Raw genomic sequence first — 23,757 nt, forward strand, 5'->3', positions numbered from 1 at the left:
TATTTGCCTGCTGTCGTAGGGTCGGTGGTCGAGGACTGGGCGCTGGGGCCGGTTCCGTCTTAGAAGACAGGAGCTGAGCGATGGCAGGTGCGCCTGAGGCTTTGCCGGGTGAGTCGCGGTTGGGGCGGGTACCGCCGGCCGAGGTGGAGGCGGCGCGGATGGAGGCGGTGCGCCGCTACGACATCCTCGACACGCCGCCCGACGGGGCGTTCGACCGGGTCGCGGCGATGGCTGCCCGCCTGTTCGATGTCCCTGTGGCCAGCGTGACGATCGTCGATGCCGACCGGATCTGGTTCAAGGCCATTCACGGCCTGGAAGGGGTCGGGCAGATCGGCCGGGACCCGGGACTGTGCGGGTCGGCGATCCTGCGCGATGACGCGCTGGTGATCCCCGACACCCTTACCGATCCGACCGCCTGCACCAATCCGTTGGTCACCGGTCCTTTGGGGGTGCGGTTCTACGCGGGGGCGCCGATCATCACCGCCGACGGCCACCGGCTGGGCACGGTCAACATCCTGGACACCAAACCGCGTCTGATCACCGAGGCCGACACCGCGACACTGGCCGACCTGGCCGCTGTGGTTCTGGACGCCATGGAGCTGCGACTTTCGGGTCTGCGGCTGCTGCGCGAGGAGCAGGAACGCCGCAAGGCGGAGGAGGAGGCGCGGGCGCGGGCCGAGCGGGACACGGAGGCGATCACCGCGTTCGCCACCACCCTCCAGCGCACCTTGCTGCCTCCCGCGCTGCCGCCGGTTCCGGGGCTGGAGCTGGCCTGCCATTACCAGACCGACTCGCCCCGGGACGTCGGCGGTGACTTCTACGACGTCTTCTCCTTGGGCGGACAGCGCTGGGCGTTCTTCCTCGGGGACGTGTGCGGCAAGGGCGCCGAAGCCGCCGCCGTCACCTCGCTGACTCGCTACACCCTGCGCGCAGCCGCCCAGCACCACGACGATCCCACCGAAGTCCTCGACACCCTCAACAGCGCCCTGCTGCTCGATCCGTCGATGGGCAGCCGGTTCTGCACCTGTGTCTTCGGCACCCTGCAGCCCGCCCCGGGCGGCGGTTTCACCGTGAGTGTGGCCACGGGAGGCCATCCCCCCGTCTTCCACATGCAGCACGGGGATGACGGCGCGATGGTGGTGAACGGGATACGGCCCAGGGGCGGCATGCTCGTGGGCGCACTGGAAGGCGCCCGCTTCGCCTCCCACACTTTCCACCTTGCCCCGGGCCACGGCCTGCTGCTCTACACCGACGGGCTCACCGAGGCCCGCCTGCCGGACGGGACCATGCTGGGTGAGGAAGGCGTGGCCGCTTTTCTCGCCACCCGCACCACCCCGGACGCCGGCCGCCTGATCGAAGACACCATCGCCCTCATCACCGATCTGCCCACCGGGATCACCGATCTGCCCACCGGGACCGGTGACGACGTCGCCCTACTCGCGCTGTCCGTACCCCTGGCACCGGCCACCGAGCAGACGGCCGCCGCATCCACGGCCCGCAACCTGGCCACGCCCGTCGCTGGCGCCGTCTGCGCCGACCAGGAGCGCTGACGCGTGATCGACAACCTCACCCTCACCACCACCCACACCGACGGACACCTGGCGGTCCTGTGCGTCGGCGGAGAGATCGACACACACACCGCTCCCGCCTTGCGCAAAGAAGCACTGGACGTCATCGCCCAAGGACACCCGCACCTGATCCTGGACCTGACCGGGATCACCTTCTGCGACTCCTCCGGCTTCAACGCCCTGATCGGCATCATGCGCTGCGCGACGGCCGCAAACGGCTCCCTGACCCTGGCCGCAGTCCCCGACCGCCTGTCCCGAATGCTCGATCTCACCGGCCTGAGCACCCTCATGCCGTCCTATCCCAGCACCGAGGCCGCGATGAACGCCCGCCTCACTGCCACGCCGGAGCCCGCGTGACCCGGCCAATCCAGCGGCCACACCGCCCCAGCGGCCCGATCCAACTTCAGTGACAAACCGTCCAAGATCAACGACACAGGACAGCCGCGCCCGCCTGACGATCACGGAGCGGTAACGGCGCTCAGGCAAGTGTCACACCCCCGCCTTTCGCCGCACCTCTAGCAGGTGACGGGAGGATTCCATTCGAACCCCCGCGCCACCTGCGTGAGGAGCCTTGCCATGACCTATACCAGCAGCGCCCGGCAGCCCGACCCGGAGCCGCGCCCGGCCCGGTCAAGGGGTGCCGATCGGCCCTCGGGCGGCCCGAAATCCAGTGCCGTGACCAGTGCCGCGAACGATTCCACGTCGTCCCGATCACCGCAGCTCACATCGCCCGCCAGGGGGCCTCCCGGCACGCTGACACCTTTCTCCCTTCCCCTGAGACGGCGGCGAACGGGAAGAAGTCCACTCGCGGCCAAGGTGCGGGCCGATGTGCTGCGGATGCTGGGATGTGTGCGGATAGCCACGGTGAGGCAGATGGCCCGGGTGATCACGGCGGAGGATGCCGACGGCCGGTCGTACGTGCGCAGGGCGATGAACAAGCCGGTGGAGCTCGGACTGGCGGAGACGAACGGCAAAGCGGGCAGGCACCCGACCTGGAACCTGACCCCGGCGGAGCAGAAGGCTCTGGCCGACGGCAACGAGCTGCCTTTCCGCCCGAAGGCCGACACCGGAGCGAAGGGGTGAAGGCCGGGCTCGGTCCGCACGGCTTCGCGGTGACGGACATGATCCTCGCCTACAGCGGCCGCAAGCACCTGACCGACTGGCAGGCGGAGGTCAACCACGCCATCAAGGAGACCGGCCTGAGCTTCAACACCGATGCCGTCCTTGCGTGGTCGACCAAGACCAGCGAGGTGCGCCTCTTCGAGCTCGACAACGGCACCATGTCCCAGGCCCGCCTCGCACGTGAGGTCTGGGACTACGAGCGCTACGCCGGGCACCGCGTCTGGGAAGGCGCCCGCGGTACGATCGGCACGACGCTCCCGTTCTGGCAGCGCCACCGCTGCACCCGCTCGAAGGCCTTCCCCCGGCTGCACGTCGCCCTGGCGGGCGAGGCGGAGCACCTGCTCGACAACCGGCTGAAGGCGCTCGCCGACGACGTGGAGGGCATCAACGTCGCGGTCTGGGTGAACAACCTGCCCCGGCTGAAGCGCGGCGATGCCTGCTACGAGATCGGCGTCGACGACCCGGACCGGCGCCGCGCCCGCTACCCCAAACCGCCCGGCCGCTGAGACAGAGCTGCCGGAGACGGCGACACTCCCCAACACCGCAGCCGTGGGGGAGCGCCCTCGTTGACCACGCCGCGCCGGTCAGGCCGGGGCGGCCTGCTTCGCCAGCACGGCGAGTGGGGAGCGCCGGCCTTTCTCCACCGCGCGCAGCTGCTCCCTGCCGACCTCCGGGTATGCGGGGACGACCGCGTCGACGGACGCGGTGGTGTAGAGCGCGACGTCGATGGCCCCGGCCCGGCTCGTGCCGAAGCGGACCTCGATCGACTGCGGCGAGCGGACCCGGCCGAGCCGCATCATCCAATCGAACTCGACCCTGCGCACCCCAAGCCGGGCGGCGGCCTGCTCGGGCCCGAGCGGGGTGTCGGCGGCGACCAGGTCCGCCAAGTCCTCGCGCCAGCAGACCTGGCCGACCTGGCCGGGACGGGTGCGGCGTCCCGTTGGGGTTCGCGCTCAGATCGACCAGCAGTCCGCGGTCCACGAACCGGCGCACCACGAACGCCGTCACGTTCGCCTTCACGCCGATTACGTTCGGGGTGCCGAGCGCGCCGGCGATTCGGTCCGCCGCCGCGCCGCCGGAGATCGGCGGGGAGGGCATCGCGGCCCGGATGGCGTCGGCGTCCAGCGCCTCCACGGCGGCCCGGGACCACTGGCAGGACGACGTGTCCGGGGCGGGGATCAAGCCGGTGTGCCGGGCCCACCGGAAGGCCGCTGCGAGCACCTTCAGGCGCTTGGCGGCCTGCCCCGCGTCGTACTCGGTTCGTCGCATGAGATCACCTCTCGCTCGTTCGCCGGAAGCAGCGCACAGGACCCGAAGAACACCTGGAAAGCTGTCAAAATTGTGTTCAAATAGGCAAGTTGGTCGCGCATCGCTAGGGCTGCGCCCGCGTACGCGAAGGGAAAATCCCCCGATCGACTGCCGATCCGGAGCAGGCCGGGGCCGCCATGGTGGGACGCCACAGGCCCGATCGTGAGGCCGGCCATAGCTGGCGCAACCCCGGCCACGTCTCCGGCCGGAGCGTGTCCGAAGTGACACGCAAATCGAACAAGCAATCATGCTGGTATGGATGTGAGCGACTTCCCCAACGACCTGGTGCAGACGCAAGCAGTCTGGAACGCCCCCACCAAGCGCTCGCAGCACCCCGCCCCCGCGACACCACCACCCTGCGCCGCCGCCTGCTGCTCCTGTCCGTGCGACTGTGGTGGAACCCCTACTGGGAGACGATCCCCTCGGTGCCAGCGGCCCGCTCCGAGCTGCGCCAGCTGGCCCGTGACCGGGGAGATGTCCGGGCCGCGTGACCGGACGCCTCGGTCGACCAGGAGCACGAGGTTGCGCCATCTGTTGCGACTGGGGTTACGCCTACTGTTTCGCGCCCCAGAGAGCCCTTCCTGTGTCCGTGCAAGTCACCACGCAGTTTCGTTGTGGTCAGGGCGCTGACATCTCCGTTGCAACCGCTTTCGCCCATGTCCCCTGGCTTGAGTGAAGGAATAAGGGACGGGCGGGATGGGCGGCACGGCTGCGGCCGGAGACCGGGGCGCGCTCAGCCGGTCGCGCGTCGGCCGGGCCACCACACCGCGCCACCGTCAGCCCGGCGACGTCAGCCAGAGAGCGTTGGCGGGGGACAGGTCGGGGCGGGTGCGGTGCCAGCGGGCGGGGTGACGCCACCGGCCGGGGGCGTCGCGGACGACGTCGACTTCCACCACCAGCTCGGGCTTTACCAGCGTGACGTCCAACTACTCCCGGCTGCCCCACCCGGCAGAGAACGACCAACCCGTCTACGGATGCCCGCCTCGCTCCTCAGCGAGCAGGTCGGCGAGAGCCGCGCCCGCCATCCGGGCCAGCGTGGTCGTGCGGCCGACGTACTGGAAGCGGCCTTCGTCGTCGTACCCGCCGAGCAGCAGCGTCCGCGGAGCGGCCAGCGAGCCGGTGACCGCACCGACGACCGCCTCGCTCATCTCGCGGATCTTGTACTTCTACCAGACCCTCACCGACGGCCATAGGGATCGGTGAACCGCTTGAAGACCACGCCCTCCATCCCGACCGACGCCCACGACAGCCACTCGCGCACGGCGGCCGGATCGGTGGTCGACGGGCACAGCGACCACGGCGCGAAGACCCGGCGCGCGGCGAACACGGACTCCAACGCTGCCCGGCGCCGCCGATACGGCCACCCGGTCGTCTCCGTCCCGGACAACCTGAGCAGATCGAACGCCACGAAGTGGGCCGGCCACTCCTCGGCTGCCCGCACTGGCCCGGCACCACGCCGGGCCAGCCGGTTCTGCAACCGCTCGAACGCGAGGCAACCCGCCGTGTCCCATACGACCAGCTCGCCGTCCATCACGGTCGCATCCGGCAGATGCACGGCCCCGGCCGCGATCTCCGGAGACGCCGGCCCCATTTCCGTGCCGCGCCTGGAACGCAGCACTATCCGGTCCGCGTCGACCAAGACGGCCGCCCGGAACCCCGTCCCACTTCGGCTCGCCCGCCCACCCTGGCCTCAGATCCGGCGTGAGACGGGGGCGCTCAGCATCGGCTCCGGTGCAGCGTCCACGTCACACCGGATCCCTCTCACCAAGAAGAGCCGGTGTGCGCGGTCTCACGCGAACCCGTCTCTTACCCATCGACCAGTGGGGTAAGGCTCCGCGACCGATCCTCAAAACCTAACGCTCACGTCGAGAGTCGTGCACGTCATGGCCTTTTAGGACGGCAGCCGCAGGGCGAGCAGGGCCACGTCGTCGGTGCTGCCGGGCGGCATGCGGTCGAGCAGCTGATCGCACAAGGTGTCGAGCGGTTCGTGGGCGAGAGCGAGGGCATGGTGGCGCAGACGGGTAAGGCCGGTGTCGAGGTCGCTGCCAGGGATTTCGATCAGGCCGTCGGTGTAGAGCAGCAGGGTGGAACCCGGCGGCAGCGACTGCGCGGCGTTTGGCCGGCTGCCCACGGTGCCTGAACCGGCGCCGAGGAGGAGCCCCTGCCCGGCTTCGAGGTACTGAGCCTGCCCGTCCTGGGCCAGCAGGAGGGGCGGCGGATGCCCGGCACTGGTCCACCGCAGCGTCCATGGGCCGGTGTGCGGGCTGCCTTCGAGCAGGGCGAGAACGAGGGTGGCCATGGGAACGGTGGTGATAGCGGGCAGGGCGTCGTCAAGGCGGTCGACGACGACACCGGGCGGGCCGGTACGGTCCCAGGCCAGTGACCGCAGGATGCCGTGCAGTTGTGCCATTCCGGCCGCGGCGGTGAGATCGTGACCCACGACGTCGCCGATGACCAGAGCGAGCGTGCCGTCCTTCAACTCGAAGGCGTCGTACCAGTCGCCACCGACCTGGGAGCCGGCCGGGGCGGGCTGGTAGCGGGCGGCCAGTTGCAGGCGGCCGAGCCGGGGCAGCGGGGCGAGCAGGTTGCGCTGCATGGCCTCGGCGACGGCACGCTGGCGGCCGAACCGGCGGGCGTTGTCGATGACCAGGCCGACCCGGCGGCCGATGTCGCCCACCACTTTCAGGTCGTCGGTGTCGAAGGGGGACGCCGGGTCGGTGCGCACCAGCGTCAGGGCGCCGGTGACCTGACGAGCGGAGCCCAGCGGCACCGTGATGGCGGACGTCGCGCCCACCGCCCGCAGGAAGCCGCTGTGGGCGGCGGTCAGGGCAGAGCCGGCCGGCGCGGCGACGTCAGCTTCGCGCTGCAGGACGGGATCACCGCCGTTCAGCACCTGGACCAGCGGAGAGCGGGCCCCCACCTCCGTCTGGGGCAGGCGCTCGCGCCAGTCCTCCTGCGCGGCGTGACGGCCCCCCGGGCCCGTCACCGCCACACGGTGGACCTGTCCGGTACCGACCCGCAGGTCCACCGCCGCCCAGTCGGCCAGGCGGGGAACCAGCAGGCGGCCCAGCCGGGCGAGGGCCTCGTCGACCTCCAGTGTCTGCCCCAGCACGTCGGTGATCTCCGCCACCAGCGTCAGCCGCTCGGTGCGGTCCTCCAGAGCACGCGTGTAGGCCGCACGCTCCCGGCGCGTGCTGCGGTCGCCGGCGGCGTCGGTCAACAGCACGGCCATGCCCTGGAAGGCGCCGTCGTCCCTCAGAGGGGAAGCGGACCAGGAGATCGCGGTCAGACGGCCGTCACCGCGCAGACAGATCTCACCCTCCCCCCGTGCCTCGGCTCTCTCGGCCAGGGACCGCAGCAGCGGGCACTGCCCCCGGGGAACCGGGCCGCCGGCCGCGTCCCGGTGCAGCAGGTCGTGTGCGTCCTCGCCCTGCATGGCGGCGGCCGCACGGCCCAGCAGGCGCTCGGCGGCCGGGTTGACCGCGAGAATTCGTCCGGTGGGGTCCACCACGATGAGGGCCGTGCCCAGCCGTCGGACGACCTGCCGCCAGAAATCCGGCTCGGCCGCCGATCGGCACCGCCCCTGATCTCCCATGTCCTCCACCATGCCGCCTTTCCAGTCATGCAAACCCTCGCCGGAAACCGCGGACGCGTTGGCAGGCCGACACACCAGCGGATCGACGACTCCGGAGTTGACAACGATCCGTACGACCTGCTTCAACGCTCTGTCCGAGCGGCAGGGAACGGGGTCGGCCTCGACCGGTCCAAGTCGTCCTGACCTACCGCTTCATGGCACTGCGCGAGGCGGCCATCACCCGCTAGGTGTGCTGTCCGACGGATCATGCTTCGGGGTCGAGGTGTGATCCCGCTCGCTCACCGTTCGGCCCCTCACGGTTGTTGTGGTTGTCAGTGCGCGCCACGCGCAGCCGCCAGGAGCCGGGCTCTTCGGAACCGGCCCCCCGGCTCGTTCCCCCGTCGGGACGGTACCGGCTCGTGACAGCGGAGGCGGGGCCTGCGCCGGGCGATCCAGGGCAGGCGGGTGGGGAGGCCGCCGGTTTCCCGACGGGGAATGCCGGGAGCGGATCGCACCGGTCCGGTGGCCCGCAGAGGATGCAGAGACATGATCCGTCCCGCCGACATCCAGGAGTGGCGTAATCACGACGTCGTGGACCCGAAAGGGGCAAGATCGGCCGGCTCGAAGCGGTCTATGTCGACACCACGACCGACGAACCGGCCATGGCCACCGTCCAGACTGGGCTGCCCACCCGGCATCGTCTGGTCTTCCTGCCCCTCATGGACGTGGTCCTCGGGCCCGGCTACGTCAGGACCGCGTACGACAGGAAACTCGTGCGAAAAGCCCCGTCGGTCGGCACCGACGACGTCCTGCCCGCTGAGCAGGAAGAGGCGATCTTCCAGTACTACGGCATGCCGTATCAGCCCGGCGCGGCCGGTGAACGCCAGCTGGCACGCCGCTGACCGCAGGCATCCACCGAGGAGACGAATCCCTGATGGCAATCTTTCTCTTCCTGGTCCTCGTGGCCGTCGTACTCGGGATCATTGGCGCCATGGCGGAAGGGCTGGGCTACTTGCTGATCATCGGCATCGCGGTCTTCGTGGCCGCTGTCGCCGTCGCCGCCGTGCGCTGATCGCGGCACTTGCGCCGACGGCCCGTCCGCTGACGAAGCGAGGGCGTGACCACACTCCGTTCGGGGGGAGTATGCTGGAGTTACCGAGGACCCTTCGAACACCGGCCTCCATGCCTGTGTCGTCCTCGGTGATCCAATACGCCGGGCCGGTTCCGATCGGCCCGAGGCAGGGTTCGCGTCATGACTGCGACCATCTCCCGCCCGGTGACACCCGAAGACGGGCTCGCGCCCTCACCTCGCCTCTCGTTCGCTCCCACCGGTTCCGCACCGGCCTTGCTGGACGGCGCCTGGTGGCCGCGCTCGCGCGACCTCGACGCCGAACTGCCCGCACTCGCGGCCGTTCTCGATCCGCTGTGGGGACGGATCACCCGGATCACCGTCAATCCTGGCCAGTGGCCAGTCATACCGCGCAAGGTGCCCCTCACCGGGCACGTGGTGAAGGTGGGCTGGTTCCGCGCCGAGCAGGACCCGCACGAGCTGCTGCTGCTCTCCTACCACGTGGGCCGCTGGAACCTGCTGGTGGTGCCCCCGCAGACACCTCCCGCCGAGGCCGCATGGCTGATGGCCGCCGCGAGCGACCCGACGCGCACCTCCACCGCGAGCACGTTGATGGAGGAGGCCGCACATCTGGGGGACGTCGCTGAGACCGACCGGACCGTGGAAGCGGCCTGGGACTCCGAGGGAGGGCACGAAACCTCCAGACCAGTCGGGCCCGCTCGGAGCCGGGCGGCCACGGCCGTGCCGCCGTACCGGACGCCAAGGGCGTGAGGACCATGGACACCTTCGTGACGGTGATGGCGCTTCTGGCATTGATCGTGCTGGGCGCGTTCCTGATCCACCGGCTTAACGCGCAGCACGGCGAGCGCATCAGTGCCTTCCCCTACGGCCGTTCCGGCTCCGCCGCCCGGGGCCCGGCCCCGCCGACCGAGCGCAAGGCCCGCAGCCGGGCGCACGGAGCCAACGACACCAACGGACGCCGGGACCACCGCGACGGCGGATGCGGACCGCTGCGTCCTCGCCGCACCCGCAAGAGCCCGACGTAAACCCGGCCGACCGGCACCGCGTACCTCCACCGCCAGGCAGCGGGATGCGGCGACGCCTCCCACAGGCCTCTTCGCCCCGGGTGCCAGCCTGTTCGGCAGCCCGGGGCGCGGACCTGGCTCCCGCGTGCTTGCGGGACCTCGGCAGCCGTACGCCGAGCCGTCGGGCCGTACGTCGTCCCAGGCGGAGCAGGGAGGTGCAGAAGCGATCGGGCAGGAACACGACGTCCGTGATGATCATGCCGCTTGAGAAGACGGCAAGCCCAGCAGCACCGCGATGCCGACGTGCATACCCAGCAGGAAGGCTCCAGCGGACCAACAGCCGGACTGGCGGGGTCTCATGCGCCCATACATTGACAGCACCGCCCCAGCCCTGAGGGCCGCGGCCTCCAGCCGCCTGTCTACCGCTTCCCTTTTTCCTGGCCTTGCCAGCCCACGCGGGCCGAGGACCAGGACGACGGGGCCGACGGCGCTGAGGAAACCCAGAGGTGGCCGCTGGCCACCCGCGCGAGGACGGCCCAGCAGCGAGGCCCACCCTGCACATCAGCATGCACACGGTCCGGCACGACCCCGACGGCCTGCTCGAAGCGGGAACTCACGCTCGAGCGCGAACTGTGCGAGAGCCTCGTCAAAGCCGTCCTCGCGTGGACCGGCCCAGACATGCTCACGGCCCGCGACTACCAGCAGATCGCCCTCCAACTGACCCGCCACCCCCGCGTCGCCGCCGACGCACGACGCCGCGCCGACCAACTGCTGAAGGACAGCGGCCCCCGAGCGCTCGCCGGCATCGTCCTGCGTGAGGCAGAGGGCAGGCTGTCCGCGTCGCTGGAGGGCACCGCGCACTGTGACCACAGCCGCGTCCGCCTCATCCGCACCCTCTATGAACGCCTGAGCCGCCTGGAGAGCCGCAACCGTCACCCCGGCCGTCTGAACTGCGCACACTCGCCAGTGACCACGGTTGTCTCGTGGGCCCGCCCGGCGAGAGGCGCACAGAAGGGATGAACATGGATCACCGGCTTTGCCATCCGAGGGCCAGAGGGCGTCCAAAGACTGATCCCGATGGGTCATTCAAATCTCGACGGTTGATTCGGGGCGACGTGCACAGCAAAGGGGTCCCGGCACGGAGGCGGACCGAGCGCTGGCGTGGCCGAGTTCGGACCACACCTGGCCCTTACACCACCTTGTGTACCCTGAAATCAGGATGCCCCGGCTCATGGCTGCTCTTCCCAAACCTTCTGGAGAAGTACTGGTGTCCGCGCCAAGTTTGTACGCGCGCTGAACCCAAGTGCTGCGCCAGCACCATGTGGAACCGATCTGCTGGATACGTCGCCACGGCGACGTGACAGATTCAATCCCCCTACCGCCCCGACCCGATTCCGTGTGCGACGTGCCGTTGTGACGTCGTCCGCGTGCGGGCCGGAACCGGGAAATGAGACATCATGCCGACCACTCGTCGTCTTTCGACGACGGCCTGTCCCCGCTCCGTTCGCGAACGACAGGACCGACGATGACCACAGACACGACGCAACGCGCCGGCAACACCGTCGCACCGACTCGGGAACGCCGCGCAGGCAGTGACTTCTCGCGCCTGTCCAAGCAGATCAAGGACGCCGGACTGATGCGGCGCCGCCCTTTCTACTACGGCGTGCGTATGACGCTGGTGACCGCGGCCTACGCGGTGGGCTGGCTGGCCTTCGTGACGATCGGCGACAGTTGGTGGACGCTGCTCGCCGCCGTGTTCCTCGCTGCAGTCTTCGGACAGGTCGCCCTCGTCGCGCACGACATCGGTCACCGTCAGGTGTTCCGGCGCAGCCGCTCGAGCGCGCTGATCGGGCGGCTCGCCGCCAACATGGGGATCGGCATGGGGTACGGCTGGTGGCAGGACAAGCACTCCCGCCACCACGCCAACCCCAACCACGAAGACCTCGACCCCGACGTGGCCCCCGACATCCTGGTCTGGAGTCAGGCCCAGGCCCGCAAGGCCACCGGCCTGCCCCGCCTGCTCGGCAGGGTGCAGGCGTACCTGTTCTTCCCGCTGCTGACGCTGGAGGGCTTCAACCTGCACGTCGCAGGAATGCGTGCGCTGGCGGACCGCTCCCTCAAGCAGCGCCGGATCGAAGGAACTCTCCTCGTCGCTCACTTCGTCCTGTACCTCGGCGCGCTGTTCCTCATATTGTCTCCGGGGAAGGCCGTGGTGTTCCTCCTCGTGCACCAGTGCCTGTTCGGGCTCTACCTGGGAGCCATCTTCGCCCCGAACCACAAGGGAATGCCGACCCTCACCGGCGGTGACCGACCCGACTTCCTGCGCCGCCAGGTCCTCACTTCCCGTAACGTACGCGGAAACTGGTGCACGGACGTGGCGCTGGGCGGACTGAACTACCAGATCGAGCACCACCTTTTCCCGAGTATGCCCTCGCCGAATCTGCGCAAGGCGCAGCTCCTTGTGCACCGCTACTGCGACGAACTGGGCGTGGCCTACCTTCAGACCTCGCTCCTTGCCTCCTACGGGCAAGCACTCAGGAGCCTGCACCGGGCAAGCAGCCCGCTACGGCAGCAATCACGGCTCGTTTGATGACCTGGGTCACGCGTGGCGCAGCCGGCGGTAGGAGCCTCCCCCTGAGTGGTGGACACGCTGATACTGGATCTGCTTGATCCAGAGGAAGCGAGAAGACCGCCGATGGCGATGAAGGACTACTCGGACGAGTTCAAGGCCGATGCCGTGGCCCTGTTCGAGTCCATACCCGGGGCGACTTATAAGAGCATTGCCGCCGACCTGGGCATCAGCAGGAACACGCTGCGGAACTGGGTGCTGCGGGAGCGCGAACGGCGCGGGACCACCACCCCCGCAGCAGCCGGTCGGACGCCGGCCCCTAACCGGGACGTCACCGTCGGCCGATCCAGACGAGGGTATCCGGCAGATGGAGGCCCTGGTCGCCGAGCTCGAGGCCAGTGAGCGCAAGCTGGCGACCGAGCGGGACATACTCCGCAAGGCGGCCAAGTATTTCGCCGGAGAGACGAACTGGTGAGGAGCCGCTTCCAGTTCGTCGACGACCACCGGGGCGTCTTGGAGGTGAAGCGGCTCTGCCAGGTCCTGGAGCTCAACAGGTCCAGCTACTGCAAGTGGCTGTCCGGCCGCGAGGCCAGGACTGCCCGGCAGCACCGGGACCGGGTCCCGGCGAAGACGATCCGCGAGGTCCACGGCGAGTCCGCCGGCACCTACGGCTCTCCGCGGGTGACCGCCGAACTCCGTGAGAGGGGCCTGCACGTCAACAAGAAGCGGGTCGCCCGGGTGATGCGGGCGTTTTCGATCACCGGCATCCGCCTGCGCAGACGCGTCCGCACCACCGTTCCCGACCCGGCCGCCTCCCAGGTCCCGGACCTGTTCCAGCGGGACTTCACCGCCACCGAGCCGGGCCTCACATACATGGGCGACATCACCCACCTGTCCCTCGCGGACGGCGGGTTCCTTTACCTTGCGACGGTTCTGGACTGCTTCAGCCGCAAGGTCGTCGGCTGGTCCATCGCCGACCACATGCACACCGACTTGGTCACCGACGTCCTGAAGGCGGCCGCCCGATCCCGCGGAGGCCTGGACGGCTCGACGTTCCACTCCGACCACGGAGCGCAATACGGATCCAGGGCCTTTGCCGGTCTCTGCACCCAGCTTGGGGTCACCCGGCCCATGGGCGCCATCGGCACCAGCGCAGACAACGCCGCCTGCGAAAGCTTCCACGCCTCCCTCAAACGCGAGCCCTTCCGAGGCGCCCACGACTACGGCGACCCGGTCACCTGCAGAAGAACGGTCTTCGCCTGGCTGACCCGCCACAACACCCGCCGCCGACACTTTGCCAACGGCCACCTCAGCCCCAACGAATACGAACGACGACACTACATCGCTAGGATCACGCACGCCGCGTGATCAAAGACCGCGTGTTCGCCACCACGGGGGAAGGCCCGCCGCCTATGCGGGCGGCTTGTGACCTGGGTAAAGAAGCACCTGAACCTGACGATCAAACCTGTCAGCCGTCCCCGTGATACCTCCGGCTTCATCGTGCTGCCGTGCCGCTGGGTCGTCGAGCGGTCGCTGTCCTGGATCATGCAGGCCCGCCGACATGCGAGGGACTACGAACGGCTCGTCCAGCACTCCGAGACCCTGATCACCTGGGTGGCCATACCCTGATGACCCGCTGTCTCACTCGCGGCACCAAGAGCCTGAACCGGCTTCCCATCACCCCACGGGCGCTGAAACGAGCAGCCGCCTGACCTACCGATCAGCCAGAACGAGCAGGTCACCGCCGTCGGATGGTTCCGTGACGGTGTGTCCCATCTGGAAAAGGAGACCCGACACCGCAGCCTGCACTATCGCCTGCATGCTGTCGCCGGAGGCACCAGGCTGATCCCTCGCCAGCGAGATGAACCCGTCCGAGGCCGTCCGCCTCACCAACACTCCGGTCGGCACCTCCGTCACCGCCAGCCCCGGTCGGCCACCGGGTTCGAAAAACCGCCCCCCGCCACCCGTCACGACGTGGGCAGAGTCCTTGCCACCGGCGAGGCGTTCAGCCGACCTGCCCACCACAAGGTGGGCACAAAACCACGCCGAACTGGTTAAAAGACAAGCTGACTGCCGTTCGTAGACGATTGGCGCCTGCTCGTATAGCTACGGCAACGGACATGTCGCGGAGACTGACGAGCGGCTTGGAACAATACGGCCGGTCAGGCCTGATTTGCGGCGCGCAGGGCCCGCGCCAGCCACTCCAGCTCCTCGGTTGCGTCGGGCGCCGAATCCTGCCCGCGCACGCGGGCGACAAGCCTGCGGTAGCGCTCCGCCTCTGCCTCGATGCCGACTTCCAGACCGCGCAGCACGGCGGTCCGATCGGCGTCGCCGAACAGCTCGGACAGCACCTCGGCCGCCTCCGGTCCCTCGGGGGCGACCCCGCGTTTTCTGACCTCCGCGACGGTCTGCACGATCTGCCTGGCCCACCAGATGAGCGCCCCGGGGGGACGGCCCTGCCCCGGTACGGGCGTGTTGAGCTCCACCCATGTGCGCAACCGGGCGCGAAAGCCGGGGTCCCGAACCAATTCGGCCAAGTCGATCCAGGCGTCGACCTGCTCAGGTGTGGGATCGTCGGGCAATTCGATGCTGAGGGTTTGTATGCGGTCGCGTAGGCGCGGGTCGTCGAGGTCGCCGAACACCTCCTCCTTGAACTCGTCGATGATCTGCTTGCGTTCGGCGGCGGAAAGCCGCGCCAGCCGGTTCATCAGTGCTGTCTCCTCAGCGGTGGAACCTCGTTTTGCCACGGTGGACAGGACGGCCCGGCTCACCTTGAGGAAGCGGATCTGCGCGTCGAGCGCGGCCACGTGCGTGTTGGCGACCTCGGCGACCGTGGTGCGGCCACTCAGGACACGGCACACGTCGTCGAGCCCGAGGCCCAGCTCCCGCAGGGTACGGACCAACTCGACGCGAGCCACAGATTTGGTGTCGTACAGCCGGTAGCCACTCGCGGAGCGGGCCACAGGGGACACCGCTCCCTCGTCCGACCAGAAGCGCAGAGTGCGCACGGAAAGTCCGGTGCGGTGCGCGAGCTGGCCGATGGTGAGCATGTCGGGGCGTTCGTCGTCCATGGGCGAAATCATGGACTCTCCAGCCGCTGGAGACTCAAGCGCCTCAGTGCGGCATTCCGTAAGTTCTCCAGATCTCTGCTGAGTTCCCTCACCACCGACAGTGCCGACAGCATACGCCTCCTCACCTTCGAAGAGGCCGCAGGTTGATCAGCTCGGATGAGAGCTTCAGGAATTCCGAAGTTACGTCACTACTGAAGTTGAACTCGTGATGTCGTCTTCGGTGATCAAGGGCTGATGGTCAGTCCCGTCTCGGTGAGGCAGCCGTCTATGAGGTGGCTGCGGTACTGGATGTGGCGGAGACCGCGTCGGATGGTCTGGACGAGGTGTTCGGGGGTGCTGAAGGCGACGTTGGAGAGCCAGCCGCGCCGCAGCAGCGACCAGATCCCTTCGACGGGGTTGAGGTCGGGTGCGTAGGGCGGCAGGTGGTAGATGGTCAGCCAGTCCTGGGCTGCCGCCCATTTGCGCAGGTCGGCGGCCTTGTGGACGTTGAGATTGTCCCAGACCAGCACGATCGGGCCGCCGAGCTGCTGGTGTGCGGCGATCAGCAGGTCGCGGTAGTCGCGCCAGGAGTCTCAATGACGAAGTCAAGCCGCTTGCGTTGCCGGCAGGACGGGGGTGAAGACCCGGTTGTCGCGCAGAAGAGCCCACAGAACGCTGGCCCGCCGACGGGCCAGAGCGATGACGGCCTGGACGTGCTTGCAACCCTCGCCGCGCTTCTTGAGGTAGAAGTCCCGGTTCGGACCCTCGCGGATGATGCTGGTCTGCGCGGACATATAGAACACCCGTCGCAGGCGGCGGCTGTAGCGCTTGGGGCGGTGGAGGTTGCCGGTCCGCCGTCCGGAGTCGCGTGGGACGGGCACCAGCCCGGCCGCCGAGGCCAGGTGGCCGGCGTCCGCGTGGGCGGCCAGGTCGCCGGCCGCGACGACGAATTCGGCTCCGAGTATCGGGCCCATGCCGGGCAAGGACTCGATGATCTGGGCCTGCGGGTGACTGCGGAACGTCTCACTGATCTGCTTATCGATCCGCTTCAAGCGTTCGTCCAGGGCCAGGATCTGTGCCGCCAGGTCAGCGACAATCTGCCCGGCGACGTCCTCGCCGGGCAGCGCGGCCTGTTGCGCCTGGGCGGCTTCCAGCGCGGTGGCTGCGACTGCGTCGGCGCCCCGCACGCTGCGGTTGGCCAGCCAGGCCGTGATCCGGGCCCGCCCGCGGCGCCGGATGGCGGCCGGGGTCTGGTAGCCGGTCAGCAGCACCAGGGCGCCCTTGTGAGCCGAGTAGTCGAAGGCCCGTTCCAAGGCAGGGAAGACTCCGGTCAGCACGTCGCGGAGCCTGTTGATCATCCTCACCCGGTCGGCGACCAGGTCAAAGCGGTGGACGGTCAGCAGTGCGAGGTCGGCGGCCAGCTGGGCGGGTACGTCGATGGCGGCGAAGTCCCGGCGCTGACGGGCGGTCTCCGCGATGACGTAGGCGTCACGGGCGTCAGTCTTCGCCTCGCCCCGGTAGGCCCCGGCCATGCGGTTGACCGTGCGGCCGGGCACGTAGACGGCCTGCTGGCCGTGCGCCGCGAGTAGGGCCAGCAGCAACGCAGAGGACGTGCCGGAAATGTCCACCGCCCACCGGACCTCATCGGCGAGCTCCAGGATCTCCCCGAGCGCGGTCAGGATCGCCGACTCATCGTTCTCGATCTTCTTCGACCACAGGGTCGCGCCGGTCGCGTCGACCACAGCCGCCCAGTGGTGGACCTTGCCCGCGTCGATGCCGGCCCAGACCCGGGACCGTCGCTCGCTCACTTGCCCCTCCTCAGTTCCAACAGCGTGCCGTCGGCCCAAGGAACACCCCGCTGTCATCTCCGTAATCAGCGACCGAAGCGCACATCTCAATCAGCAGCCAGGGCGCCCCGGAGAGCCGGGCGGCCACTCCTGGCGAGCCACTGAAGGCAGAAGCTCTTGAGCCACACCCGGCCCTCCCGGGCCGCCCAACAACTTACGGAAGCCCTTGGTCGTCGTTCCCTCCCGGCTGATCGACGCTTCGGCGCCGGTCTACGGCTACGGCGAGGTCCGGGCCACCGACAACGATCTGCTGTCCCAGCACGACGGCGTGCCGATGGGTGAGCAGATCATCGTCCATGGCCGGGTCACCGACAGTTGGGGGCGTCCCGCGCGTGACATGCTCGTCGAGATCTGGCAGGCCAACGCCGCGGGCAAATACGTGCACGACCACGACCGGACCCCGAAGCCGATCGACCCCCATTTCACGGGCGCAGGCCGCACGCTCACCAATGCCAACGGCGAGTACCAGTTCAAGACCATCAAGCCGGGCGCCTATCCCTGGACACAGCACCGTGAGGCCTGGCGCGCGCAGCACCTCCACTTCTGCCTCAACGGCCGCGGTCTGTCCGAGCGTCTCGTCACGCAGATGCTGTTCCCCGGCGATCCCCTCATCGACCGCGATCCAATCGTCAGCACCATTCCCGACGAGAAGGCGCGCGAGCGGCTCATATCCCGGCTCGACTGGGAGGCCGCCATCGACCAGATCGCCATCGCCTACCGGTTCGACATCGTCCTCGGCGGTATAAACGCGACACCTATGGAGCGCTGATATGACGACGACTGCAGACGACGGGAACCGCGCTGTGACCTCCGCGACCGACCAACTCGTGCGGACCCCCCGCACCATCCTGGGCCCGTACTTCACGCTGGGCATGCCGTTGCGCTCGGCCGTGGTTCCCGCCGACGGCCGGGCCACCGTCACCGGGCGTGTGCTCGACGGGCTGGGCGGGCCGGCCCCGATGACGATGGTCGAGACCAACCAGCCGGAGGGCTGGACGAGATCCTTCACCGGCATGGACGGCGCGTACGCGATCACCACCGTGAAACCGGAAGCGCCCTCCGGCCGGGCGCCGCACCTGACGCTGAAGATCGTCACCGCCGCGATGATCCGTCCGGCGGTGACATGCCTGTACTTCCCGGACGAGGCCAACGACACTGACGAGTTGTTCGTGCGGCTGTCGCCGGAGCAGGGTGCCACGATGCTCGCCCGCACCGTCGAAGGCGGCTACGAGTTCAACATCCACCTCTCCGGAGAGTCCGAGACCACCTTCCTCGGCTGGCCCGGTCTCCTCGGGGAGTGAAGCGCGCGGGGCCGTGGTGACCGGCACGGACGGTGGCGTTCGTGATCCCGCGACCCCGCGGACGGCCGGTCACGCACACGGCCCCGACGCCACCTCCTCGGGGCTGCCGCGCCGACCGCCCCGCCAACAAGCCGTGGCGTCCACCCGGCCCGCTGCCGGGGCGCGGCATTCACGGCGCGGATCATTCGCCATGTGCACAAGCGATCCCTGACTCCCTGTTGAGGCGGCTGTCAGCGGAGTTACGCTCCGCGGGTGACAGTGACGTGCGAGACGAGAGCCGCGAGCGCAGGTCGTGGCGTTGGCGCTGCCAGGACTCCGGCAGGGAGAAGGCGAGCAGGGTCCAGGTGCCGTCCCACTGCCAGTTGACCGCGCCAGTGTGCCAAATGCGCCGTTCCCCGTCGCGCAGTACGGCCGCGGACCGCTCGGTCAGTCCGAAGTACATCCGCCGTCCCTCGCGCTGGCGGCGCAGGAGCCCTCTGTTGACCATGCGGGTGAGTGTCGAACGGGTCGCGTGTTCCGAGATCCCGGCCCGTTCGAAGACGTCGATGACGCTGCCGGAGCACACGCACACGTCCCGCCCGAGCATCTGGTCGCCCAGGAACGTCAGCATCAGGGACTGCGGCCGCAGCGGCTCCTCACCGGTCACGCGGTCCACAGTACCTCCGGAGATCAACCGGCCGGGCGAGGGACCCCTGGAGGGGGAAAGCCCTGCCTGCCCGGCCGGCCGTGATCACTGCCGCACCGGGTCCCGGCCGCCGGGACCGCCGGACCACTCTCGGAGATCCTGGATTCCCGGCCCGCTGCCGTGCGGCGTTATGCCGGGCGTACGGCGGCAGGAGATCTCAGGCGAGGCGCTGGAGAAGGTGCTCGCACAGCAGTCCGGTCATCTCGCGTTGCTGCGGACGGAGCGCCCGCGAGTTGCTGAGCGGGAAGTCGTAGTCGACGTCCTCGATGCACCGGTAGGTGACAGCCACACCGCCTGCCGTGGCCTTCGCGACGTAGCCTTCGATGTGGGGACGCAGTGAGTCGAGACCTGCGCTGATGACCAGGAGCGGCGACAGCCCTTCGACGGTGCCCAGAGCAGGTGAGGCGAGCGGGTCGACGAGCTGGGACTCGTCAGTGAAGTAGGTGTCCCGGACCGTCCGTACGAGCGCGGGGTTGACGAACGCCTTGCCGGTGTACGTCTCGGACGGGATCGATGCGTCCACGAACGGGATGAACAGCGCACAGGCCTGCACCTGTGGTCCTCCGTTCCGCCGCGCCAGTTCCAGTACGCCGAGCGTGAGGTTGCCGCCGGCGCTGCTGCCGCCGGTGGAGATCCGTTCCGCGTCCCAGCCCTGCTGCTCACCGGACCGCCCGACCCATTGGACGACGTCGAAGCACTCCTCCAGTGCTTGAGCGGGGCGGGCTGCCCTGGCGGTACGCGGCCGACGGCACGGTCGCCGTCGCCTCACCGCCCAAGGAGATGCGGGAGTTCGCGGGTCGCCCGCACGTCCTGGAGCACGGCATCACCACCGACTACGTCCTCGTCCGGGCCTGGCGCGGCGACCGCCACGGCAACCTCTGCTTCCGCAGGGCGGCCGCCAACTTCAACCCCCTCGCCGCCATGGCCGGCCGCGTGACCATCGCCGAGGTGGAGGAACTGGTCGAGCCCGGTGAACTGCGCCCCGACGAAGTGCACCTGCCCGGCATCTACGTCCAGCGGATCGTGCGGCTCGCGTCCGAGCAGGCCGCCGACAAGCAGATCGAGAAAAGGACGGTGCGTTCCTGATGGTCTGGACCCGCGACCAGATGGCGGCCCGCGCCGCCGCCGAACTCACCGACGGCGCCTACTGATGTGAGTCGGAGATTCTCTGGCAGTAGGCGGCGACCTTGTCGAGGATCTCGTCGGCGGTCTTCGTCCAGACGAAGGGCTTGGGGTTGTCGTTCCAGTCGGCGACTCATGCCCGGATGTCGCGTTCAAGGGCCTGGACGGAGCGGCGGACCCCACGGCGGAGTTTCTTCTGCGTGAGTTCGCCGAACCACCGTTCCACCAGGTTCAGCCACGATGAGCCGGTCGGCACCCCTGAACCTGGACAGCGCCACAGCCGCCTGCTGAACCCCGCGAGGCGGGCCACCGTGCTCGCCGCCGACGACACTTCACCGCGCCCAGAGCGCCGCACGCGCCCTGCTCGCCACTGGTCCCGCTGCCTTACGGTCTCGGTTCCCCGGCCGTCACAGTGACGGCTACGCGCTCTCCGGACGCTCCCGGAAACTGGCGGCGAGCTCGCTCCGGGAGCGGATGCCGAGCTTCGCGTAGACATGCGTCAGGTGGTACTGCACCGTCTTGACCGAGATGAACAGCTCCAGCGCTGCCTGCTGGTTGGTCGCCCCCGCGGCGACCAACCGGGCCACGGCCTGCTCCTGCGGGGTGAGCCGGGACAGGTGGGACGCGGCACGGCTGACGTGCAGACCACCGGCCTGCAACTCCCGGTCGCAGCGCTCCACATAGGTGCGCGCCCCCAGCGTGGCGTACGTGTCGCGGACATTCTTCAGGACGGCGTCGGCCTCGCGGCGCTTGCCGGCCCGCCGCAGCGTCTGCCCGTAGGCGAAGCCGACGCGGGCGCGGTCGTACGGCAGCGGCAGGTGCTCCAGGTGGGTGAGTGCCTGGTCGAACTCCTTGCGGGCGGTGTCGATGTCGCCGCGCGCGGCGGTGAGCCTGCCGCGGGCCAGCCCCAGCCGGGCCTGCGCGGAGCGCCGGCCCCGACGGGCGGCGAGCTCCTCGTACGGGGCGAGCAAGGCCTCGGCCTCGTCCAGACGGCCCGTCAGCACCAGGGCGTTGGCGTACACGTCCGGCCACGGCCAGAAACCGGGCTCGTCGATCGATCCGCGGGCGGTGAGCTGAACCAGCGGGGACAGCGCCTCGGCGACCCGCTCGTAATCCCCGCGCGCCTCGGCGACCTGCGCGCGGGCCAGACAGGCCGGTATCAGCATGACCTCGTAGTGATGGAGGTCCGCGGCGGCCTCGGCGACGTGGTCGTCGGCCGCCGCCCAGTCACCGCGCAGGGCATGGATCTGCGCGCCCGTCCAGTGCACCAGCGGGCGGACCAGTTCGATACGGACCTCCGCCAGCCGGGCGGCGGCACACTGCACCGTCTCCAGCGTCTCCGGCCAGGCGCCGAGCGCGAACTGGGTGCGGGCCAGCCAGCCCTGCGCCCACAGGGAGATACGGGTGGAGCCCATCTGGTAGACGGTGGGGACGGCCGCCTCCAGCCTGCGGCGGGCGGCCTCCGGCTGGTCCACGGCGAGATCGACCCAGCCCCGGCCGAGCTGGAAGCGCTGCGGCTGGGCTCCGCCGGGGAGGGCGGCCGCCGCGGCCTCGTACGCGGCAAGGGCCTCCTCGGGCCGGCCGGCCATGGCCAGGCCCAGCACGGCCTCCGACTCGACACCCGACGGATCATGCGCCCGGGCCAGTCCCAGCGCCTGGCGGGCCCAGACGACCACGTCGGCTCCGTCCCAGCGGCCTAGGGCGTGGAGGACCCGGCGCTGGCAGATCTTCGCCATCAGCTCCGGCTGCCGCTTCGCCTCGCCGTGCCGACCGGTGTCGGCCAGGAACGTCTCGGCCTCGGACGGCCGGCCGCGCATGATGGCCAGGTAGGCGAGGACCACGTCGCGCAGCGTGCCCGCCGGGAGGCTCTCCAGTTCGGCGGCGAACGCGGCGGCCTGCGGCACGTCGCCCCCCCGATCATCGCGTCGATGGCCCGCAGCAGCCGTTCCTCCCGCTCACCGCGGCGCGTGCTCAGCCGGCTGGCGAGGACCAGGGTGTCGGCCACAGCATGCCACTCTCCGGCGGAGGCGCGCTCGGCGGCGTAGGCGTCGAGTTCGTCGGCGAGAGTCTCGTCGGCCTTCGTGACGGCGGCGACGCGGTGACCGAGCTGCCGCGCGCGGTCCTGGGTGATCTCCGCGGCACGGCGGTGCAGTTCGGTACGCACGGTCAGCTCCACGCCGGTGAGGACGGCGGCGCGGGCCAGCGGATGCGGGAAGGCCAGCTGGGGGCGCCCGGGGTCGAGAGTCGCGGCCAGCAAACCGGCCGCCTGGGCCTCGTCCACGGCGGGCAGCGGGGCGTCCAGGCCCGCGAGCGCGGCGGCCTCGGTCATCGAGGCCTCCTCGCCGAGCACGGCACAGGCCTCCACCAGGGCTCGAGCGGAGGCGTCGCAGCAGGCGAGCCGATGGCGGACGGCCGTGGCGTAGCGGGCGGGGGCGGGGAGTTCGGGCCGCCACTCCTGCCACGTCTCGCAGGGCAGCTCGCGCAGCAACCGAGCCGTGTGGCGGGGGTTGCCCCGGGTGTGCCGGCACAGGTGCCGGGCGGCGGGCAGGTCCAGCGCGACACCGGTCGTCTCCCGGGCGAGCGTTCGCACGTGCTGAGGGGTCAGCGGCGCCGGCCGTACGGCGTTGTCGCCGCAGCCGTCGAGGAACTCCAGGGTCGCGAGCACCGGTCGGGACAACTCGGGCTTGCCGCTGTGCACTTCGTGGAGTTCGTACGGCTCGTCCCGCGCGATCAGCACGACGAGCACCCGCTCGGTGGACATCCTGCGCAGTGCCGACCGGATGGCGCGCAGGCTCTCCACGTCCGCCCAGTGGGCGTCGTCGACGACGACGATCAGCGGCTCCCGCTCCTGCCGGGCCGTCCACTGCCGGTGCAGCAGACGGCCGGTGTCGAGCACGGCCTGCGGTGCCTCCGGGCCGGGCAGGGCGGCCCCGGTGCCGTTGCCGCGGACGAGTTGGTCGGCGATGCCGAGCGGCAATCCGGTCTCCCAGGCCACCCCGGTGACGCGCCGGACACCGGCGTCGGAGGCGTGCCGGGCGAGGACGTGCTCGACGAGCGCCGTCTTGCCGATGCCAGCCGGGCCCGCGACGAGGAGCAGCCCGGGACTGCCGGAGCGCGCGGCGCTGATCGCGCGGGCCAGCGCGGTGATCTCGCCGGCCCGCCCGATCAGGCTCTGTCGCAGCTCAGGGCGGTCATTCATGTGCCAGCACGCTAGCACCACCGCCGGGCACGAGGTCCGGCGCGAGAGCCGTACGGCCCTCGGTGCGCTCGTCGGCCTGTCGGGGCACGAAACAGGTCACGACGGCGCCGTACACGACGAGGTCGTAACCGTCGAAGACGAGCGCGGCGGTGGCGATGGTGACGATCCAGCGCAGCGTGGCGCGGTGGCGTCTTTCGGCTGTCGGGTTCTGTTGCTTGTCCATGTGGTGAACCCACTTGTGTGTGAGTTGGCGGGCAGGCCCGCGGCACGGCCGCGAGGGGAGGCCGGGCAGCGGCGTCCGGCACCGGAGGGTGTGGG

Annotated in this window: 22 protein-coding genes and 8 pseudogenes; 16 read left to right on the top strand and 14 right to left on the bottom strand. The window is 69.8% G+C overall.

Translation table 11 applies throughout. The annotated features are described in order from the left end of the window. Positions 1-80: 80 nt before the first annotated feature. The 4 genes from ACIF8T_RS34895 to ACIF8T_RS34910 all read left to right on the top strand — a co-directional run bounded on the left by ACIF8T_RS34895 (position 81) and on the right by ACIF8T_RS34910 (position 3,196). Positions 81-1,550 carry a PP2C family protein-serine/threonine phosphatase gene (locus ACIF8T_RS34895; protein ID WP_400040780.1) on the top strand — a complete coding sequence of 490 codons (1,470 nt, stop codon included), beginning with the start codon at positions 81-83 and terminating at the stop codon, positions 1,548-1,550. 3 nt (positions 1,551-1,553) lie between these two features. Continuing rightward, positions 1,554-1,925: an STAS domain-containing protein gene (locus ACIF8T_RS34900; RefSeq protein WP_400040781.1), complete on the top strand. Its 372-nt coding sequence runs from the start codon at positions 1,554-1,556 to the stop codon at positions 1,923-1,925. 516 nt (positions 1,926-2,441) lie between these two features. Then, complete coding sequence (locus tag ACIF8T_RS34905) at positions 2,442-2,651, top strand: hypothetical protein (protein ID WP_400040783.1); 210 nt, start codon at positions 2,442-2,444, stop codon at positions 2,649-2,651. Beyond that, positions 2,648-3,196 carry a replication-relaxation family protein gene (locus ACIF8T_RS34910; protein ID WP_400040784.1) on the top strand — a complete coding sequence of 183 codons (549 nt, stop codon included), beginning with the start codon at positions 2,648-2,650 and terminating at the stop codon, positions 3,194-3,196. Before ACIF8T_RS34905 ends, ACIF8T_RS34910 begins: the two co-directional genes overlap by 4 nt. Positions 3,197-3,274: 78 nt before the next feature. On the opposite strand, the gene ACIF8T_RS34915 is transcribed toward ACIF8T_RS34910, so the two are convergent. Further along, the gene (locus ACIF8T_RS34915) at positions 3,275-3,577 is read right to left on the bottom strand and encodes a hypothetical protein (RefSeq protein ID WP_400040786.1); all 303 of its coding nucleotides are present in this window, start codon (positions 3,575-3,577) and stop codon (positions 3,275-3,277) included. Between the two features lie 676 nt (positions 3,578-4,253). On the opposite strand from ACIF8T_RS34915, the pseudogene ACIF8T_RS34920 reads away from it, so the two are divergent. Continuing rightward, positions 4,254-4,489 (top strand): annotated as a pseudogene (locus ACIF8T_RS34920) (hypothetical protein). Between the two features lie 285 nt (positions 4,490-4,774). Here the strand turns inward: ACIF8T_RS34920 and ACIF8T_RS34925 are convergent. The 4 genes from ACIF8T_RS34925 to ACIF8T_RS34940 form a co-directional block, all read right to left on the bottom strand. Further along, positions 4,775-4,924, bottom strand: coding sequence for an ATP-dependent DNA ligase (locus tag ACIF8T_RS34925; RefSeq protein ID WP_400040788.1), 150 nt, complete (start codon positions 4,922-4,924; stop codon positions 4,775-4,777). Between the two features lie 42 nt (positions 4,925-4,966). Beyond that, positions 4,967-5,146, bottom strand: a complete 180-nt coding sequence (locus ACIF8T_RS34930) for a hypothetical protein (protein WP_400040790.1) — start codon at positions 5,144-5,146, stop codon at positions 4,967-4,969. Between the two features lie 29 nt (positions 5,147-5,175). Then, the gene (locus ACIF8T_RS34935) at positions 5,176-5,637 is read right to left on the bottom strand and encodes a hypothetical protein (protein ID WP_400040792.1); all 462 of its coding nucleotides are present in this window, start codon (positions 5,635-5,637) and stop codon (positions 5,176-5,178) included. Positions 5,638-5,889: 252 nt separating this feature from the next. Further along, positions 5,890-7,593: a SpoIIE family protein phosphatase gene (locus tag ACIF8T_RS34940; RefSeq protein WP_400040794.1), complete on the bottom strand. Its 1,704-nt coding sequence runs from the start codon at positions 7,591-7,593 to the stop codon at positions 5,890-5,892. A 525-nt stretch (positions 7,594-8,118) separates the two neighbouring features. On the opposite strand from ACIF8T_RS34940, the pseudogene ACIF8T_RS34945 reads away from it, so the two are divergent. The 8 genes and pseudogenes from ACIF8T_RS34945 to ACIF8T_RS34980 form a co-directional block, all read left to right on the top strand. Continuing rightward, positions 8,119-8,474, top strand: a pseudogene (locus ACIF8T_RS34945) (PRC-barrel domain-containing protein). Between the two features lie 32 nt (positions 8,475-8,506). Next, the gene (locus tag ACIF8T_RS34950; RefSeq protein ID WP_400040796.1) at positions 8,507-8,644 is read left to right on the top strand and encodes a hypothetical protein; all 138 of its coding nucleotides are present in this window, start codon (positions 8,507-8,509) and stop codon (positions 8,642-8,644) included. A 180-nt stretch (positions 8,645-8,824) separates the two neighbouring features. Next, entirely contained in the window at positions 8,825-9,412 is a 588-nt protein-coding gene (locus ACIF8T_RS34955; RefSeq protein WP_400040797.1) for a DUF5994 family protein, read from the top strand. 5 nt (positions 9,413-9,417) lie between these two features. Then, positions 9,418-9,687: a hypothetical protein gene (locus tag ACIF8T_RS34960; RefSeq protein ID WP_400040799.1), complete on the top strand. Its 270-nt coding sequence runs from the start codon at positions 9,418-9,420 to the stop codon at positions 9,685-9,687. 657 nt (positions 9,688-10,344) lie between these two features. Continuing rightward, on the top strand, positions 10,345-10,686 hold the full coding sequence (locus tag ACIF8T_RS34965) for a hypothetical protein (RefSeq protein ID WP_400040800.1): 342 nt from the start codon (positions 10,345-10,347) through the stop codon (positions 10,684-10,686). Positions 10,687-11,191: 505 nt separating this feature from the next. Continuing rightward, positions 11,192-12,256 (top strand): fatty acid desaturase family protein, encoded by a 1,065-nt coding sequence (locus ACIF8T_RS34970; RefSeq protein WP_400040802.1) that lies wholly within the window; start codon positions 11,192-11,194, stop codon positions 12,254-12,256. Positions 12,257-12,361: 105 nt separating this feature from the next. Continuing rightward, positions 12,362-13,603: pseudogene (locus ACIF8T_RS34975) on the top strand (IS3 family transposase). A gap of 48 nt (positions 13,604-13,651) precedes the next feature. Further along, positions 13,652-13,884: pseudogene (locus ACIF8T_RS34980) on the top strand (transposase); the annotation flags it as partial. 513 nt (positions 13,885-14,397) lie between these two features. Here ACIF8T_RS34980 and ACIF8T_RS34985 read toward each other — a convergent pair. The 3 genes and pseudogenes from ACIF8T_RS34985 to ACIF8T_RS34995 all read right to left on the bottom strand — a co-directional run bounded on the left by ACIF8T_RS34985 (position 14,398) and on the right by ACIF8T_RS34995 (position 17,093). Then, positions 14,398-15,306, bottom strand: a complete 909-nt coding sequence (locus ACIF8T_RS34985; protein ID WP_400040803.1) for a MerR family transcriptional regulator — start codon at positions 15,304-15,306, stop codon at positions 14,398-14,400. Between the two features lie 224 nt (positions 15,307-15,530). Continuing rightward, positions 15,531-15,875: pseudogene (locus ACIF8T_RS34990) on the bottom strand (transposase); the annotation flags it as partial. A gap of 15 nt (positions 15,876-15,890) precedes the next feature. Beyond that, positions 15,891-17,093, bottom strand: coding sequence for an IS110 family transposase (locus tag ACIF8T_RS34995; RefSeq protein WP_400040805.1), 1,203 nt, complete (start codon positions 17,091-17,093; stop codon positions 15,891-15,893). A gap of 205 nt (positions 17,094-17,298) precedes the next feature. Between ACIF8T_RS34995 and ACIF8T_RS35000 the strand changes: the two genes are divergently transcribed. Both ACIF8T_RS35000 and ACIF8T_RS35005 read left to right on the top strand, forming a co-directional pair. Next, positions 17,299-17,901 (top strand): protocatechuate 3,4-dioxygenase subunit beta, encoded by a 603-nt coding sequence (locus ACIF8T_RS35000; RefSeq protein WP_400040807.1) that lies wholly within the window; start codon positions 17,299-17,301, stop codon positions 17,899-17,901. 1 nt (position 17,902) lies between these two features. Further along, entirely contained in the window at positions 17,903-18,433 is a 531-nt protein-coding gene (locus ACIF8T_RS35005; protein WP_400040809.1) for a hypothetical protein, read from the top strand. A 271-nt stretch (positions 18,434-18,704) separates the two neighbouring features. Here the strand turns inward: ACIF8T_RS35005 and ACIF8T_RS35010 are convergent. Both ACIF8T_RS35010 and ACIF8T_RS35015 read right to left on the bottom strand, forming a co-directional pair. Further along, positions 18,705-19,079: pseudogene (locus ACIF8T_RS35010) on the bottom strand (PaaX family transcriptional regulator); the annotation flags it as partial. A gap of 196 nt (positions 19,080-19,275) precedes the next feature. Then, complete coding sequence (locus tag ACIF8T_RS35015) at positions 19,276-19,887, bottom strand: alpha/beta hydrolase fold domain-containing protein (protein WP_400040811.1); 612 nt, start codon at positions 19,885-19,887, stop codon at positions 19,276-19,278. On the opposite strand from ACIF8T_RS35015, the pseudogene ACIF8T_RS35020 reads away from it, so the two are divergent. Next, a pseudogene (locus tag ACIF8T_RS35020) lies at positions 19,836-20,204 on the top strand (CoA transferase subunit A); the annotation flags it as partial. The gene ACIF8T_RS35015 and the pseudogene ACIF8T_RS35020 overlap by 52 nt on opposite strands. A 58-nt stretch (positions 20,205-20,262) precedes the next feature. Here the strand turns inward: ACIF8T_RS35020 and ACIF8T_RS35025 are convergent. The 4 genes and pseudogenes from ACIF8T_RS35025 to ACIF8T_RS35040 form a co-directional block, all read right to left on the bottom strand. Beyond that, positions 20,263-20,493: pseudogene (locus ACIF8T_RS35025) on the bottom strand (IS630 family transposase); the annotation flags it as partial. 166 nt (positions 20,494-20,659) lie between these two features. After that, on the bottom strand, positions 20,660-22,057 hold the full coding sequence (locus ACIF8T_RS35030) for a LuxR C-terminal-related transcriptional regulator (RefSeq protein WP_400040834.1): 1,398 nt from the start codon (positions 22,055-22,057) through the stop codon (positions 20,660-20,662). Then, entirely contained in the window at positions 21,976-23,439 is a 1,464-nt protein-coding gene (locus tag ACIF8T_RS35035) for an AAA family ATPase (RefSeq protein WP_400040812.1), read from the bottom strand. Before ACIF8T_RS35035 ends, ACIF8T_RS35030 begins: the two co-directional genes overlap by 82 nt. Beyond that, complete coding sequence (locus ACIF8T_RS35040) at positions 23,432-23,662, bottom strand: hypothetical protein (RefSeq protein WP_400040814.1); 231 nt, start codon at positions 23,660-23,662, stop codon at positions 23,432-23,434. Before ACIF8T_RS35040 ends, ACIF8T_RS35035 begins: the two co-directional genes overlap by 8 nt. Positions 23,663-23,757: the final 95 nt, after the last annotated feature.

This window comes from Streptomyces sp. NPDC085946 (assembly GCF_044540485.1).
Classification (GTDB): Bacteria; Actinomycetota; Actinomycetes; order Streptomycetales; family Streptomycetaceae; genus Streptomyces.